The 15,627-nt window shown below is 61.4% G+C and carries 19 protein-coding genes; 15 read left to right on the top strand and 4 right to left on the bottom strand.

The features are described 5' to 3' along the window. Window positions 1–41 precede the first annotated feature (41 nt). The 4 genes from GIW79_RS24755 to GIW79_RS24740 all read left to right on the top strand — a co-directional run bounded on the left by GIW79_RS24755 (window position 42) and on the right by GIW79_RS24740 (window position 4,859). Window positions 42–2,795 (top strand): response regulator, encoded by a 2,754-nt coding sequence (locus tag GIW79_RS24755; RefSeq protein ID WP_186527162.1) that lies wholly within the window; start codon window positions 42–44, stop codon window positions 2,793–2,795. Between the two features lie 161 nt (window positions 2,796–2,956). Further along, the gene (locus tag GIW79_RS24750) at window positions 2,957–3,946 is read left to right on the top strand and encodes a 2-hydroxyacid dehydrogenase (protein ID WP_054917246.1); all 990 of its coding nucleotides are present in this window, start codon (window positions 2,957–2,959) and stop codon (window positions 3,944–3,946) included. A gap of 71 nt (window positions 3,947–4,017) precedes the next feature. Then, window positions 4,018–4,458 carry a hypothetical protein gene (locus GIW79_RS24745; protein WP_236454333.1) on the top strand — a complete coding sequence of 147 codons (441 nt, stop codon included), beginning with the start codon at window positions 4,018–4,020 and terminating at the stop codon, window positions 4,456–4,458. Next, on the top strand, window positions 4,455–4,859 hold the full coding sequence (locus GIW79_RS24740) for an META domain-containing protein (protein ID WP_072446026.1): 405 nt from the start codon (window positions 4,455–4,457) through the stop codon (window positions 4,857–4,859). The genes GIW79_RS24745 and GIW79_RS24740 overlap by 4 nt, the downstream gene beginning before the upstream one ends. A 557-nt stretch (window positions 4,860–5,416) precedes the next feature. On the opposite strand, the gene GIW79_RS24735 is transcribed toward GIW79_RS24740, so the two are convergent. Then, on the bottom strand, window positions 5,417–5,878 hold the full coding sequence (locus tag GIW79_RS24735; protein ID WP_003192057.1) for a TlpA disulfide reductase family protein: 462 nt from the start codon (window positions 5,876–5,878) through the stop codon (window positions 5,417–5,419). A 115-nt stretch (window positions 5,879–5,993) separates the two neighbouring features. Between GIW79_RS24735 and arsC the strand changes: the two genes are divergently transcribed. Genes arsC through GIW79_RS24720 form a run of 3 tightly spaced genes read left to right on the top strand, consistent with a single transcriptional unit; the run spans window position 5,994 to window position 7,346 of the window. After that, on the top strand, window positions 5,994–6,347 hold the full coding sequence (gene arsC / locus GIW79_RS24730; RefSeq protein WP_034127864.1) for an arsenate reductase (glutaredoxin): 354 nt from the start codon (window positions 5,994–5,996) through the stop codon (window positions 6,345–6,347). Beyond that, window positions 6,344–6,958: an NAD(P)H:quinone oxidoreductase gene (gene wrbA / locus GIW79_RS24725; RefSeq protein WP_014718885.1), complete on the top strand. Its 615-nt coding sequence runs from the start codon at window positions 6,344–6,346 to the stop codon at window positions 6,956–6,958. The genes arsC and wrbA overlap by 4 nt, the downstream gene beginning before the upstream one ends. Further along, window positions 6,942–7,346, top strand: coding sequence for a DUF2069 domain-containing protein (locus GIW79_RS24720; protein ID WP_034127866.1), 405 nt, complete (start codon window positions 6,942–6,944; stop codon window positions 7,344–7,346). The genes wrbA and GIW79_RS24720 overlap by 17 nt, the downstream gene beginning before the upstream one ends. A gap of 133 nt (window positions 7,347–7,479) precedes the next feature. On the opposite strand, the gene GIW79_RS24715 is transcribed toward GIW79_RS24720, so the two are convergent. Continuing rightward, entirely contained in the window at window positions 7,480–8,151 is a 672-nt protein-coding gene (locus GIW79_RS24715) for a DNA-3-methyladenine glycosylase I (protein WP_054898289.1), read from the bottom strand. Window positions 8,152–8,218: 67 nt separating this feature from the next. Further along, window positions 8,219–9,043, bottom strand: a complete 825-nt coding sequence (gene ttcA, locus GIW79_RS24710; RefSeq protein ID WP_014718888.1) for a tRNA 2-thiocytidine(32) synthetase TtcA — start codon at window positions 9,041–9,043, stop codon at window positions 8,219–8,221. A 362-nt stretch (window positions 9,044–9,405) separates the two neighbouring features. Between ttcA and GIW79_RS24705 the strand changes: the two genes are divergently transcribed. After that, window positions 9,406–10,008, top strand: a complete 603-nt coding sequence (locus GIW79_RS24705; RefSeq protein WP_014718889.1) for a Yip1 family protein — start codon at window positions 9,406–9,408, stop codon at window positions 10,006–10,008. Window positions 10,009–10,136: 128 nt separating this feature from the next. Further along, window positions 10,137–10,631, top strand: a complete 495-nt coding sequence (locus GIW79_RS24700; RefSeq protein ID WP_003192067.1) for a SprT family zinc-dependent metalloprotease — start codon at window positions 10,137–10,139, stop codon at window positions 10,629–10,631. A gap of 93 nt (window positions 10,632–10,724) precedes the next feature. Here GIW79_RS24700 and GIW79_RS24695 read toward each other — a convergent pair whose 3' ends face one another. Further along, on the bottom strand, window positions 10,725–11,900 hold the full coding sequence (locus tag GIW79_RS24695) for a CaiB/BaiF CoA transferase family protein (protein ID WP_236454337.1): 1,176 nt from the start codon (window positions 11,898–11,900) through the stop codon (window positions 10,725–10,727). Window positions 11,901–12,057: 157 nt separating this feature from the next. Between GIW79_RS24695 and tusD the strand changes: the two genes are divergently transcribed. The 6 genes from tusD to GIW79_RS24665 all read left to right on the top strand — a co-directional run bounded on the left by tusD (window position 12,058) and on the right by GIW79_RS24665 (window position 15,494). Continuing rightward, the gene (tusD, locus tag GIW79_RS24690; protein WP_054898291.1) at window positions 12,058–12,450 is read left to right on the top strand and encodes a sulfurtransferase complex subunit TusD; all 393 of its coding nucleotides are present in this window, start codon (window positions 12,058–12,060) and stop codon (window positions 12,448–12,450) included. Between the two features lies 1 nt (window position 12,451). Beyond that, on the top strand, window positions 12,452–12,802 hold the full coding sequence (tusC, locus tag GIW79_RS24685; protein WP_034127870.1) for a sulfurtransferase complex subunit TusC: 351 nt from the start codon (window positions 12,452–12,454) through the stop codon (window positions 12,800–12,802). Then, window positions 12,802–13,080, top strand: a complete 279-nt coding sequence (gene tusB, locus GIW79_RS24680; RefSeq protein ID WP_054898293.1) for a sulfurtransferase complex subunit TusB — start codon at window positions 12,802–12,804, stop codon at window positions 13,078–13,080. Before tusC ends, tusB begins: the two co-directional genes overlap by 1 nt. Further along, complete coding sequence (locus GIW79_RS24675; RefSeq protein ID WP_034127872.1) at window positions 13,077–13,412, top strand: TusE/DsrC/DsvC family sulfur relay protein; 336 nt, start codon at window positions 13,077–13,079, stop codon at window positions 13,410–13,412. Before tusB ends, GIW79_RS24675 begins: the two co-directional genes overlap by 4 nt. Next, complete coding sequence (locus GIW79_RS24670; protein ID WP_236454340.1) at window positions 13,409–14,410, top strand: glycosyl transferase family protein; 1,002 nt, start codon at window positions 13,409–13,411, stop codon at window positions 14,408–14,410. The genes GIW79_RS24675 and GIW79_RS24670 overlap by 4 nt, the downstream gene beginning before the upstream one ends. Window positions 14,411–14,498: 88 nt before the next feature. Then, window positions 14,499–15,494, top strand: a complete 996-nt coding sequence (locus GIW79_RS24665) for a glutathione S-transferase family protein (protein ID WP_236454343.1) — start codon at window positions 14,499–14,501, stop codon at window positions 15,492–15,494. Window positions 15,495–15,627 lie beyond the last annotated feature (133 nt).

Here is a 15,627-nt window from a genome sequence, read left to right as displayed (position 1 = left end):
GGCGTGGATGATTGATAACAACGTGGTAGCAGGAGAGTGGCGTGCTTAGAAGAATGGGGATAAAAGGCCGCGTACTGTTGCTGACCTTATTACCGACCAGCCTGATGGCGCTGTTGTTGGGCGGCTATTTCACCTGGATGCAGCTGTCGGAGTTGCAGACCCAGCTACTGCAACGCGGCGAAATGATCGCCGAGCAATTGGCACCGCTGGTGGCCCCAGCCATGGGCCACAAGGACACCGACCTGCTGGAGCGTATCGCCACCCAGTCCCTGGAACAGCCGGATGTGCGCGCCGTGTCGTTCCTGGCGCCAGACCGCTCGTCCCTGGCCCACGCCGGCCCGACCATGCTTAACCAGCCACCCACCGGCAACAGCTCGCAACTGTTACAGCGTTCCGGCAACGACGCCACCCGCTATCTACTGCCGGTGTTTGGCCGCCATCGCAACCTGGCGGGCGAGTTGATTCCCGATGAGGCCGACCGTCTGCTAGGTTGGGTGGAAGTCGAGCTGTCCCACAATGGCATGCTGTTGCGCGGCTATCGCAGCCTGTTCGCCAGCCTTCTGCTGATCGCCATCGGCCTGATGTGCACCGCCGCCCTCGCCCTGCGTATCAGCCGTACCATCAATTCGCCGATTGGCCAGATCAAGCAAGCGGTGGCGCAGCTCAAGGACGGCAACCTGGAAACACGCTTGCCACCCTTGGGCAGCCAGGAATTGGACCAACTCGCGTCTGGCATCAACCGCATGGCCGAAACCCTGCAAAATGCCCAGGAAGAGCTGCAACACAGCATCGACCAGGCCACCGAAGACGTGCGCCAGAACCTGGAAACCATTGAGATCCAGAACATCGAGCTGGACCTGGCACGCAAGGAAGCCCTGGAAGCCAGCCGTATCAAGTCGGAGTTCCTGGCCAACATGAGCCATGAGATCCGCACACCGCTCAACGGCATCCTCGGTTTTACTCACTTGCTGCAAAAAAGCGAATTATCACCGCGCCAGCTGGATTACCTGGGCACTATCGAAAAATCTGCGGATAACCTGCTGGGCATCATCAACGAAATCCTCGATTTCTCGAAGATTGAAGCCGGAAAACTGGTGCTCGACAGCGTGCCTTTCAACCTGCGCGACTTGCTGCAAGACACCTTGACCATCCTCGCCCCCGCCGCGCATGCCAAGCAGCTCGAACTGGTAAGCCTGGTGTACCGCGACACGCCCCTGGCGTTGGTGGGCGACCCGCTGCGGCTCAAGCAGATCCTGACCAACCTGATCAGCAATGCGATCAAGTTCACCCGCGAAGGCACCATTGTGGCCCGGGCAATGATCGAGGACGAGCAGGAAGACAGCGTGCAATTGCGCATCAGCGTGCAAGACACCGGCATTGGCCTGTCCAACCAGGATGTGCGCGCCCTGTTCCAGGCATTCAGCCAGGCCGACAATTCGCTGTCGCGCCAGCCCGGCGGTACCGGTTTGGGCCTGGTGATTTCCAAGCGGTTGATCGAGCAGATGGGCGGCGAAATCGGCGTCGACAGCACGCCGGGTGAAGGTTCGGAATTCTGGATCAGCCTGAACCTGCCCAAAACCCGTGACGACGTCGAAGACCTGCCCGCCGCGCCGCTATTGGGGCGTCGTGTGGCCGTGCTGGAAAACCACGAACTGGCGCGCCAGGCCCTGCAACATCAATTGGAAGACTGCGGCCTGGAAGTCACGCCGTTCAATACCCTGGAAAGCCTGACCAACGGCATCACCAGTGCCCACCAGACCGAACAGGCCATCAGCCTGGCGGTGCTCGGCGTCACCGCCAACGACATTCCGCCCGAACGCCTCAATCAACACCTGTGGGACCTGGAACACCTGGGCTGCAAGGTGCTGGTGCTGTGCCCGACCACAGAGCAGATGCTGTTCAACCAATCGGTGCCCAACCCCAACAGCCAACTGCAGGCCAAGCCCGCCTGTACGCGCAAGTTGCGCCGCTCCCTGGCCGACCTGATCAGCCCGCGCCCTTCGCGCAGCGAACCCGGTGAGCCGTTGTCCAGCCGTGCGCCACGGGTGCTGTGCGTGGACGACAACCCGGCCAACCTGTTGCTGGTGCAAACCCTGTTGGAAGACATGGGCGCCAAGGTGCAGGCGGTGGAAAGCGGTTACGCGGCGGTCGACGCCGTGAAGCAGGAAACGTTCGATTTGGTGCTGATGGACGTGCAAATGCCCGGCATGGATGGCCGCCAGAGCACCGAGGCGATCCGCCAGTGGGAAAGCGAACGCCACGGCACACCGCTGCCGGTGGTAGCCCTCACGGCTCACGCCATGGCCAACGAAAAACGCGCCCTGCTGCAAAGCGGTATGGACGACTACCTGACCAAACCCATCAGCGAGCGGCAATTGGCCCAGGTGGTATTGAAATGGACCGGCCTGGCGCTGCGTAACCAAGGCCCGGAGCGTACCCACGAAGGCGCGGCCCAGGGCGTGCAACTCTTGGTACTCGATCACGAAGAAGGCCTGCGCCTGGCCGCCAACAAGGCCGACCTGGCCGCTGATATGCTCGCCATGCTACTGGCCTCCCTGGAGGCTGATCGCCTGGCAATTACCCACGCCCGCGAAGCCAATGACAACCACGCCTTGATCGAGCGTGTGCACCGTTTGCACGGCGCCACCCGCTACTGTGGTGTTCCGCAATTACGAGCAGCCTGCCAACGCGCCGAAACCCTCCTGAAGCAGGATGACGCCAAGGCCACGGCCGCGCTGGACGAACTGGACATGGCGATTGCACGGCTGGCCAGTGAAGCCAGAGTGAGTGCCTGACCCTGTTTTCATGGGCAACGAATCAACAATGTGGGAGGGGGCTTGCCCCCGATAGCAGTGTGTCAGTAGACGAATCCATCGCTGATGTACCGCTATCGGGGGCAAGCCCCCTCCCACATTCAGTCAGCATTCCAATGTGTAAATTGCAGGGAGCCTTCTTAATGCGCGTCATTCTCTTCAGCAGCCAAACCTACGACCGCGAGAGTTTCCTCGGCGAACCGCTGCCGGCTGGCCTGGAACTGCAATTCCAACCCGCCCGCCTCAACCTCGAGACCGTGGCCCTGGCCGAACACCACGAGGTGGTCTGCGCCTTTATCAACGACGACCTCAGCGCCCCGGTGCTGGAGCAACTGGCCAAGGGCGGCACACGCCTGATTGCCCTGCGCTCGGCGGGCTACAACCATGTCGACTTACCCGCCGCCCAGCGCCTGGGCCTGACTATCGTGCGCGTGCCCGCCTATTCGCCCCACGCGGTGGCCGAGCACGCCGTCGCCCTGATCCTGGCCCTCAACCGTCGCCTGCACCGTGCCTACAACCGTACCCGCGACGGTGATTTCAGCCTGCACGGGCTGACCGGCTTTGATCTGGTCGGCAAAACGGTCGGCGTGGTCGGCACCGGTCAGATCGGCGCGACCTTCGCCAAGATCATGACCGGCTTCGGCTGCCAGTTGCTGGCCTACGATCCCTTCCCCAACCCACAGGTGCAGGACCTCGGGGCCCGCTACGTGAGCCTGCCTGAACTGTTGGCCGAGGCACAAATCATCAGCCTGCACTGCCCGCTGACCGCCGACAGCAAACACCTGATCAATGCCCGCTCGCTCGCGCAGATGCAAACCGGTGCGATGCTGATCAACACCGGGCGTGGTGGCCTGGTCGATACGCCGGCACTGATCGAAGCGCTCAAGCTGGGCCAGTTGGGCTATCTGGGGTTGGACGTCTACGAAGAAGAAGCCCAATTGTTTTTCGAGGACCGCTCGGACCTGCCCCTGCAGGATGACGTGCTCGCCCGCCTGCTGACCTTCCCCAACGTGATCATCACCGCGCACCAGGCCTTCCTCACCCGTGAAGCCCTGGCGGCGATTGCCGGCACCACGCTGGCCAACATTGCCGCGTGGGCCGATGGCCGCGCACAGAACCTGGTCGAGGGATGATCAGCGGTCACATACCAGGCTCATGATAGGCCGGCACCCGTGATAGGATGCCGCGCCTATTTGGAGGATCCATGGCCGAACACGATTTCCGCTTCAGCTTGCTGAGCCCGCAACACACCCTGATCGAATGCCGTGCCCTGGTGCCGGGCCGTTACCAGGTCACCGGCAACGGTGGTTCGATCAAACATGGCGACGTCCTGATCGTCAGCCTGCGCGGCAGTAAAACCCTGTCGATGCGACTCACCGTCGAAGGTGACGCACGCTACTCCATCCGCCCGGCGGGCCAGTGGGTCGCCATGGCCCTAGGGCCGAAGTTCGGCGAACTGGAGATTCACACCTGGAAGGTCAACTGCGACAGTTGCGACGCCGTGCTGGAGTTTGAATTCGCGGTAGAAACCAAGCTGACCAAGGCACCGCTGCAACCGGCCGCCAACGCGCGTATCAAAGAACTGGGCTGGGCCAGCGAAGGCGATAAGCACCGTTGCCCGAAATGCCAGCAGGCCGCGCAATGAAAGGCCGGCTGCTGCTCGCCGCAATCGGCCTGGGCCTGGCAGGCTGCGCCGCCGATGGCGCCAAGCTGGAGCGCGACCACAGCTACGTCGTGGAATGGATCGGTGAGCGGCCGCTGATGGACTACGCGCACCTTACCGTCACCCTGGGCGCCGATGGCCGCGCCTATGGCAATGGCGGCTGTAACCACTGGTTTGCGCCGTACACGGTCGAAGGCGACAAGCTCAGCTTCGGCCCGGTCGGCAGCACCCGAAAAATGTGCGCCGAGGCCCTGATGGAGCAAGAGCATCGCTTCTTCCAGGCCCTGCAAGGCGTGCAGCGCTGGGATATCTCGCCGATCGAACAGACGCGGTTCTGGCCGGCCGAAGGCAAGCCGATCCGCCTGTGGCTCGAAGAAGGCTGACCTAGGCGCACTCTCCTGTATTAACGCGGTGTCCTCTGGTTCTGTGGGAGCTGGCTTGCCTGCGATGCGGACGACGCGGCGTATCAGGTACACCGCAGCGATGCCATCGCAGCATAGGTATCTACACAACTTTGTGGGTTGTAACAGCAGACGGTAACCACGGTGCGAAGCGAGTCGCTCTTGATCTTGATCTGCTTTTGATCTTGATCTCAGGCGCCCCGTCAAACCACGCTGGCCGGAATTCGACAGGGATTTGGGGGGATAAACCGGCAGGGATGCCGGTTTAGCCGCCCCGCGCCATGGATGGCGCGTGGCGGCGGCCCCCCAAATCACTGGCGGATTACGGGCACACCGAGCCTAAGCGAGGTGCCGAGTGGTGGGGCAAGAGCGTTTTGCTTACTTTTGTCTGGGCCGGCATTCCGGCTTTTCAAAAGTGAGCCGCTGTCAGAGCGGAACCATCGGTGGCCGTTACCTAAATAATGGATATGTACTCGGTCAAATCCAATATCCCGGTCGGCTGGCAGGCCGCCTTCGCAGGCAAGCCAGCTCCCATAGTTCTAGCCTTTCAGGGCCTTGAGCTTGGCCAACACCCCTTCCGCTGTCTGCTCACCCATCAACTGCTCACGCACCTTGCCCTTGTCGTCGATGATGTAGGTCACCGGCAAGGCCTCGCTGCGCGGAATCTCGAAGATCCCGTCCGGGTTCTGGGCCAGTACCGTGAACTTGATCCCCAGCTTGTCGCTGGCGGCCTTCAGTTCCTCACCCTGCACATTGTCGAAGTTGACGCCGAACACCCCGACATTCTGGCCTTTCAACTGTTCTGCCAGGGCATTGAGCTCGGGAATTTCCGTGCGGCACGGGCCACACCATTCGGCCCAGTAGTTGACCACCAGCCACTGTTTGTCCAGGCGTTCGGCCGCCACTTTCTGGCCGTATTGGTCAACGCCGTAATCGTTACCGCAGCCGCTGAGCAGCAGGGTTGTGATGATCGCCAATGCACCGATCAGTCGCCTTGTCATGGGGTATTCCTTCGCAAAAATGAACGTTGGCTGCGGCCTATCGCCTCTTACGGTTTAAGGACAGGCGCCAGCGCAGGTAGAATACCCGCCACCTTACGCAAGATGCGACCCGCACATGACCGATCTGACGCTTTATCACAACCCGCGCTGCTCGAAATCCCGCGGTGCGCTGGAACTGCTGGAAGCCCGCGGCCTCACCCCGACCGTCGTGCGCTACCTGGAAACCCCGCTGGATGCCGCGCAAATCGAGGCCCTGCTGAAAAAACTGGGGATCAGCGCACGCCAACTGCTGCGCACCGGCGAAGACGAATACAAAACCCTGAACCTGGCCGACGCCAGCCTCAGCGACACCCAACTGATCGCCGCCATCGCAGCCCATCCCAAGCTGATGGAACGCCCGATCCTGGAAACCGCCGACAAAGCCATCATTGGCCGCCCGCCCGAGAACGTGCTGGAGATCCTGCCGTGACCACGCCCTATGTGCTGGTGTTGTATTACAGCCGCAACGGCTCGGTGAGCGAGATGGCCCGACAGATTGCCCGCGGTATCGAGCAAGGCGGCATGGAAGCGCGGTTGCGCACCGTGCCGGCGATTTCCACCGAGTGCGAAGCGGTGGCGCCGAGCATTCCCGACGAGGGCGCGCTGTATGCCAGCCTGGACGACCTGAAGCACTGCTCGGGCCTGGCCCTGGGAAGCCCCACCCGGTTCGGCAACATGGCCGCGCCGCTCAAGTACTTCCTCGATGGCACCAGCAACCTGTGGCTCACCGGCGCTCTGGTCGGCAAGCCGGCCGGCGTGTTCACCTCCACCGCCAGCCTGCATGGCGGCCAGGAAACCACGCTGATGTCGATGCTGCTGCCGCTGCTGCACCACGGCATGCTGATCACCGGCCTGCCCTACAGCGAGCAGGCGCTGCTCGACACCCAGGGCGGCGGCACGCCGTATGGCGCCAGCCACCATTCCGGGCCAGACGGCAAGCGTATGCTCGATCAACATGAAATCACCTTGTGCCGGGCCTTGGGCCTGCGCCTGGCCAAGACCGCCACGCTGTTGGAGAACGGCCGTGGCCAGGAAGCCTAAGGTCCTGCCGCCACGGGAGTGGCTGGAGCCACGGGTCAAGGTGGCACGCGCGCTGAGCCTGCTGGCGTTCTTGGGCCTGGTGGGCTTGTTGTGCGTGTACTACCTGTTGGTCGCCGACCTGCATGGGGCGCGCCCGTGGGTCATCCTGCTGATCGAGCTGGTGCCGCTGCTGATACTTGCGCCAGGCATGCTGATGGGCAGCGCACGCGGACATTCGTGGATGTGCTTTGTGGTGAACCTGTATTTCATCAAGGGCGCACTGGCGGCGTATGACCCGAACCGCCAGTGGTTTGGTGTTCTGGAAATGCTCGCGAGCCTGGCGGTGTTTTGCACGGCGTTGCTGTATGTGCGTTGGCGGCATCAATTGAACCGGCGACTGGCCGATTGACTGATCGTGACTGATCGTTCCCACGCTCCGCGTGGGAATGCATCCTGTGACGCTCCGCGTCACCCTTGCACTAGGCCCGGGACGCAGAGCGTCCTGGGCAGCATTCCCACGCAGAGCGTGGGAACGATCAGTATCAATGGTTGACGGTATAGGCCAACATCATCGACAGCTGACACATCGGCCGCCCACTCTCGGCATGCCACTGGTTGAAGGCACCCTGTACTGTCGCCAAATCGCGCAGGCTGGTCGGCGCCTTGTCGACGATCTTCTGCGCATTCAACGCTGCCACCACGTCATCGCTCGGTACAAAGGTGTCCTTGCCGACCATGCGCAGGAAGCGAGGCGCCGACAGGCCGCCCAACTGGTGGCCGTGCTTGCTCAGGTACTTCCAGAGCCCGACGATATCGGTCACCGGCCAATCAGCGATAAACGCGCCGAAGCTGCCTTTCTCCTGCTCGATATCCAGGATCATCTGCGCGTTGCGCGGCACACTCTTGAGCTTGCCCAGGTGGCGGATGATGCGGGTGTCCTGCATCAGCCGTTCCAGGTGTTCGGCACCCATCAGCACGACTTTTTCCGGGTCGAAGCCAAAGAACACCTGCTCGAACGCCGGCCATTTGGCATCGACCACGCTGTGCTTCAAACCGGCGCGGAACACTCGCAGCGCCAAGGTCGACAGGTAACGGTCATCCGCTATCTTGCGCAATTGCGCCGGGGTCTTGGGCACCGGCAGATGGGCTTCCAACTTGGCCGCCGAACCGAAGCGGTTCAGACAATATTCGTGCAGCCACTTGTAATCGCGCATGCCCTCTCCTGTCAGTCGAATTGAAAACGGCGCCCGCAAGCGCCGTGTACTAGAGCCTCGGGAAGACTCAGAGGTTCACTACATTGACGAAACGCGATGCGGCGGTCTCATCGATTTTCAAGCTGGTGAAGTCGAACAGGTTGCGGTCGGCCAATTGCGACGGGATCACGTTTTGCAGGCTGCGGAAGATACTTTCGGTACGCCCAGGGGTCTTGCGCTCCCAGTCCACCAGCATCTCCTTGACCACCTGGCGCTGCAGGTTTTCCTGGGAGCCGCACAGGTTGCACGGGATGATCGGGAATTGCTTGAAATCGGAGTAAGCCTGGATGTCCTTCTCGTTGCAATACGCCAGCGGGCGGATCACTACGTTGCGTCCGTCGTCGGCGCGCAGCTTGGGCGGCATGGCCTTGAGCGAGCCGTTGAAGAACATATTGAGGAAGAAGGTTTCGACGATGTCATCGCGGTGATGACCCAGGGCCATCTTGGTCGCGCCGATCTCATCGGCAAAGGTATAGAGCGTGCCACGGCGCAGGCGCGAGCACAGCGAGCAGGTGGTCTTGCCTTCCGGGATCAATTCCTTGACCACCGAGTAGGTGTCTTTCTCGACGATGTGATACTCGACGCCCAGTTCTTTCAGATAGGCCGGCAGCACATGCTCAGGGAAACCGGGTTGCTTCTGGTCCATGTTGACCGCCACGATCTCGAACTTGATTGGCGCGACCTTTTGCAGGTGCAGCAACACGTCGAGCATGGTGTAGCTGTCTTTGCCGCCGGAGAGGCAGACCATGACCTTGTCGCCATCCTCGATCATGTTGAAATCGGCGACCGCTTCACCGGCCAGGCGACGCAGGCGTTTTTGCAGTTTGTTCTGGTTGACTGTAAGAGTGCCCATGGCGCTTGGATCCGCAAAGGTGTGTGACGAAAAGCGCAGCATTTTACCGGTAAGACTGGCGCAGATCCAATGTGGAAGCTGGCTTGCCTGCGATAGCGGTGTGCCAGTCAACATCTCTGTTCCTGACAGGCCGCCATCGCAGGCAAGCCAGCTCCCACACTGGATCCCATGAACTCAGACAGACCACACCGCGATTAGCCCCCCTGTTTACAGCGCAATTTGCTCTAAAGGCCCTACGGTTATTCCGGTCATCCCTTTCTATACTGCGACTTGAGGTCGCACATCTATCCAGACCTTTCAGGCCATATGGCCCGTGGGCGCTCCGATGGGGGGCGATGGTAATAACGACAGGAGTGACTGGCATGATCCATCACGTCGTGGGGCTGTTTACCCATCCCGACCAGGAATGGCGGGAAATCCGTGGCGACAAAGAAGAAAGCATCAGCCACATGTACCTCACTCATACCCTGATTCTCGCGGCGATCCCCGCCATTTCCGCCTTTATTGGCACCACTCAGGTCGGCTGGGTCATCGGCAACCGCGCCCCGGTGATGCTGACCCAGGAAAGCGCGCTGTGGATGACCCTCATGTCCTACGCGGCCATGCTGTGCGGCGTGGCGGTGATGGGCGCGTTCATTCACTGGATGGCCCGCACCTACGACGCCAGCCCAAGCATGGCCCGCTGCGTGGCATTTGCCACTTACACCGCCACACCCTTGTTTATCGGCGGGCTGGCGGCGCTCTACCCGCATATGTGGTTGGGCATGGTCGTGGGCACGGCGGCGATCTGCTACACGGTGTATCTGCTGTATGTGGGGCTGCCAACCTTCATGAGTATCGACCCGGATGAAGGCTTCCTGTTTTCCAGCTCGGTATTGGCCGTCGGCCTGGTGGTGCTGGTAGCGATCATGGCCTTTACCGTGATCGTCTGGGGCCTGGGCGTCGGGCCGATCTACACCAGTTGAACGAAAAACCCCGCAGGCAAGGCCACCGCAAGGTGGCTTTGTGCGTTATGCATGACCATTCGGCGCCTGACAGATTCGGAAACACCCAGCTTTGCGGCATACTGGGCGTCTCTGGAGATATGTACAGCATGCCCGAGCAACTCAATACCCGCGTCGAAGATTGTTTCCTGCAAGCCGAATCCTTTTTCAAACGAAGCTTCAAACGCCCCCAGGTCAGCCTCAAGCTGCGGGGCCAGAAAGCCGGTGTCGCGCATTTGCACGAGAACCTGCTGCGCTTCAACCCTCAGTTGTACCGTGAAAACAGCCAACACTTTCTCAAGCAGACCGTAGCCCACGAAGTGGCGCACCTGATTGCCCACCAATTGTTTGGCGAGCGTATCCAGCCCCATGGCGAGGAATGGCAGTTGATCATGCGCGGGGTTTACGAACTGCCGCCCGACCGTTGCCATACCTACGAGGTCAAGCGCCGACAGGTGACTCGCTATATTTACCGCTGCCCGTGTGCGGACAGTGATTTTCCGTTCTCCCCGCAGCGCCATGGGCTGGTGAACCAGGGGCGGCGGTATTTGTGTCGGCGGTGTCGGCAGACGTTGGTGTTCACCGGGGAAACTCGGGTGGAATGAGGGCCTCTTCGCAGGCAAGCCAGCTCCCACATTTGGATCTGTGAACACAATCAAAATGTGGGAACTGGCTTGCCTGCGAAAGCGTCGGCTCAGTCAACCTACAACCTTGGCCTGCCGCAATTGCTCTATCCGCTCAATACCGAACCCCAACTCCGCCAGCACCTCATCACTGTGCGCCCCCACCGCCACTCCAATATGCCTGGGCGCCGGCAACCCCTCGGAGAATTTCAGCGGGCAGGCCAATTGCGCTTGTGTCGAGCCATCACCCCGGGGCACCTGGCTGACCAGCTCCCGCGCCTTCAACTGGGGATGCTCCAGCGCTTCGCTCAAACTCAATACCGGCTCAACACAGGCATCCACTCCGGCAAACAACTCACACAACTGGTCAAAACTGCGCTTCTCGAACTCCACCTGCAACGCCTGCTTGAGCACGCCCTGCCGTTCGGGCGTCACACTGTGTGCCGCCAGTTCCGGGCGCCCCAAGGCCGCGCACAGTTGCTGCATAAACCCCGGCTCCAGACTGCCCACCGACATCCAGCGCCCATCGCGTGTGCGGTAGTAGTCATAGAAACTCCCGCCATTGAGCACATGGTTCTCCCACCCAGGCTCGACCCCGCAAGCCAGGTAACCGGCCCCAGCCATGGCGTTCAGGCTGAACGAGCAATCGGTCATGCTCACATCCAGGTATTGCCCCACCCCGCTCTGCTGCCGGGCAATTACCGCCGCCAGCAAGCCCACCACGGCATGCAGCGAACCACCCGCCACATCCGCCAGTTGTACGCCCAGGGGCAACGGGCCGGTGTCCTGGCGCCCGGTATGGCTGGCGACGCCGGCCAACGCCAGGTAGTTGATATCGTGCCCGGCGCGGTCCTTATAGGGGCCGGTCTGGCCGTAGCCGGTGATCGACACATAGATCAGCCGCGGGTTGATCGCCTTCAGCGCCTCATAGCCCAGGCCCAGGCGCTCCATGACACCGGGGCGGAACTGCTCGAGCAGGATGTCATGGCCCTTGACCAACTCACGCACAATCTCCAGCGCCTCGGCCTGCTTGAGGTCCAGGGCCAGGCTGCGCTTGTTGCGATTGAGGTAGGCGTGGCTGGCCGAGGTGCCACGATCATGGGGCGGCAACACACGCAACAGGTCCATCCGCGTGGGCGATTCGATACGCAGCACCTCGGCGCCCATGTCCGCCAGCATCAGGGAGGCAAACGGGCCGGGCAGCAAGGTGGAAAAATCCAACACTTTAAGGGACGCCAAGGGACCTGACATGGGGACTCCAGTTGGGTTGCGAATACTCACAGACTAGGCAGCCGGGCGCCTGCCGGCAATCGTCAGAACGATCAACCACAGTGACCGTTTTGATCACGGCGGGCTTTTTCGCGGCGGCGGCTTTATCATTGGCCGACGTTTGTTGGCAGAGTCTTCCATGAAGTTCGCGATTGCACTGTATAGCGCCGCCCACGCGCCCTCTTCGCGCCGCGCCCTGTTGTTCGCGCAGGCAGCGTTGGCCGGCGGGCATGAGATTGTGCGGATGTTTTTTTATCAGGATGGCGTGTACAGCGCGTCCAGTAACGTCGTTGCGCCCCAGGACGAGCCAGACATTGCGCGCCAATGGCGCGAGTTCGTCAGCCAGCACCAGCTCGACGGTGTGGTGTGCATCGCCGCCGCCTTGCGCCGTGGTGTGCTGAATGCCGAAGAGGCTACGCGCTATCAACGCAGCGCCGTGAATCTGGAGGCACCCTGGGCGTTATCGGGCCTTGGGCAGTTGCATGACGCGATCCAGGACGCCGACCGCCTGATCTGTTTTGGAGGGCCGTGACATGTCCAGATCCTTGTTGGTGATCAGCCGCCAGGCCCCGTGGTCCGGGCCGAGTGCGCGGGAAGCACTGGATATCGTGCTGGCCGGTGGCGCGTTCGATCTGCCCATTGGCCTGTTGTTCCTGGATGACGGTGTGTTCCAACTGGCGCCGAACCAAGCGGCCAAGGCCGTGCAACAGAAAGACCTGAGTGCCAACCTGCAGGCCCTGGGCCTGTTCGGCATTGATGACGTGTTCGCGTGCAGCCATAGTCTTTCCGCACGCGGGTTGCCGCCACCCGCCAACGCACAGGTGCTCGACAGCCAAGCCATTTCCCAACTGATTGACCGTTACGACCAGGTGATTACCCTCTGATGTCGACTCTACATGTGGTGTCTCATTCCCCGTTTACCGACAGCCGCCTCGATAGCTGCCTGCGCATCTGTGGCGCCGAGGACGCAATCCTGCTGTGCGGCGACGGAGCCTACGGCCTGCACACGCCCGCCCTGCAAACCAAAGGCGTAAAGGTGTTTGTGCTGGCCGAAGACATGCAGGCGCGCAACCTGCCGCTGCCCGACTGGGCTGACAGCGTCGATTACCCAGGCTTCGTGCAACTGTCGATCGACTACGACAAGGTCAACACCTGGCTATGAACACCTTGACCGTCGGCGCACACACCCTGGAACTGGATAAGGACGGCTATCTCGTCGACCTCAACGACTGGTCCGATGAAGTGGCGAATGCCCTGGCCGCTGCCGAAGCCTTGGAGCTGACCCCGGCACACTGGGAAATCCTCACCCTGCTGCGCCAGTTCTACACCGAGTTCCAGCTGTCCCCCGCCACGCGCCCGCTGATCAAGTACACCGCCTTGAAGCTGGGCCCGGAAAAGGGCAACAGCCTGCACCTCAACAAACTGTTCAACGGCACTCCCGCCAAACTCGCCGCCAAGCTGGCGGGCCTGCCCAGGCCGACGAATTGCTTATGACCGACTTTGCCCCCCTGACTCTCGTAACGCCCCAAGAGCATCCCTTTGCGCAGTTCGTGCGCATCCTCGGCAAAGGCAAGCGTGGCGCGCGCAACCTCACCCGCGAGGAAGCGCGGGAAGCCATGGGCATGCTGCTCGACGAAAAAGTCGAGGACACCCAGCTCGGCGCCTTCCTGATGCTGCTGCGCCACAAGGAAGAAAGCCCGGAAGAACTCGCCGGTTTCACCGAAGCCGTACGTGAGCGCCTGCACGCGCCAGCGCTGAACGTCGATATCGACTGGCCCACCTACGCCGGTAAAAAGCGCCACCTGCCGTGGTTCCTGCTGGCAGCCAAATGCCTGGCACAGAACGGCGTGCGCATCCTGATGCACGGCGGCGGCGCCCACACTGCGGGGCGGTTGTACACCGAGCAATTGCTGGACAGTTTGCAGATCCCGCTGTGCCGCGATTGGCAACAGGTCGAGAGCGCCTTTGCCCACGGCAACCTGGCATTTATCCCGTTGGGTGATTGGGCGCCACAGCTGCAACGCATGATCGATCTGCGCAACACCTTGGGCCTGCGTTCGCCTATCCATTCGCTGGCGCGCCTGCTCAACCCGCTGAATGCGCGCTGTGGCCTGCAAAGCATTTTCCACCCCGGTTACCAGGGCGTGCATCGTGATGCCAGTGGCTTGCTGGGTGACAACGTGATTGTGGTCAAGGGCGACGGCGGCGAGATCGAGATCAACCCCGACACCCTCAGTCACCTGTATGGCACCACCGACGGCCAGAGCTGGGACGAAGAGTGGCCCGCCCTTTCCGTCCAGCGCCACGTCAAGCCAGCAACGCTTGAGCCCGAGCACCTAAAAGCACTGTGGCGCGGCGACGTTGAGGACAGCTACCCGCAACTGGCGTTGATCGCCACCATGGCGTTGGCCCTGCGCGGCCTTGGTCACCCGCGGCAGCAGGCGTTCGAGTTGGCCCAGCAGTACTGGGACGCACGGGATAAATCGATTTAATCGATCATTCACGCCGGTTCTTTGCGCTTTTAGTTCGAACTCATCCCTTTAGACTGGGCTCCAACGCTTATTAGCCAAGGAGCCAGTCATGGGTTTATTGATCGAAGGACAGTGGAAAGACCAGTGGTACGAAAGTAGCGCCGATGGCGCTTTCCAACGGGAACAGGCACAACGCCGCAACTGGGTGACCGCCGATGGCGGGCCAGGCCCGAGTGGTGAAGGCGGCTTCAAGGCCGAGGCCGGTCGCTATCACCTCTATGTATCCCTCGCCTGCCCGTGGGCGCACCGCACCTTGATCCTGCGCAAGCTCAAGGGCCTGGAAAGCCTGATCGACGTCTCGGTGGTCAGTTGGCTGATGCTGGAAAACGGCTGGACCTTCGACAAGGCCCATGGCTCCAGCGGCGACAAACTGGACGGTTTCAACTTCATGCACCAACGCTACACCGCCGATACCGCCGACTATACCGGGCGCGTGACCGTGCCGGTGCTGTGGGACAAAAAGCTCAAGCGCATCGTCAGCAATGAATCGGCGGAGATCATCCGCATGTTCAACAGTGCGTTCAATGCGCTGACCGGCAATACCCTGGATTTCTACCCCCAAGCCCTGCATTCGACCATCGACAGCCTCAACGAACGCATCTACCCCGCCGTGAACAACGGCGTGTACCGCGCAGGTTTCGCCACCTCACAACAAGCGTATGAAAGTGCGTTTGATGATGTGTTTGCCGAGCTGGATCATTTGGAACAGCACCTGGGCAGCCATCGCTATCTGGCCGGCGAGTACCTGACCGAAGCCGATGTGCGGCTGTTCACTACGCTGATTCGTTTTGATGCGGTGTACTACAGCCACTTCAAATGCAACCTGCGGCGAATTGCCGACTATGCAAATTTGTCGAACTGGCTGCGGGAGATGTATCAGTGGCCAGGCGTGGCCGAGACGGTGGATTTCGAGCATATCAAGGGGCATTACTATGCCAGCCATCGCACGATCAACCCGACGGGGATTGTGCCGAAGGGGCCGTTGCAGGGGTTTGACAGCAGCCATGATCGGGCGCGGTTGCCGGGTAAAGGTGTCTTTGGCTGATAACTCCTGTGGCGAGGGAGCTTGCTCCCGCTGGGCTGCGAAGCGGCCCCCAAATTTTTTGTGCGCGCTCCACTCCCACACGGGCACAGTCCCCCCCCCCCAACCCCCTCTCTGAATTGGGGGATAGGGCGCC

Origin of the sequence: Pseudomonas sp. PA-7-1E (genome assembly GCF_021605325.1) — a bacterium.
GTDB lineage: Bacteria > Pseudomonadota > Gammaproteobacteria > Pseudomonadales > Pseudomonadaceae > Aquipseudomonas > Aquipseudomonas fluorescens_BV.
Note: the sequence above shows the minus strand (reverse complement) of the source record. Positions and strands in the feature narration are given on the sequence as shown.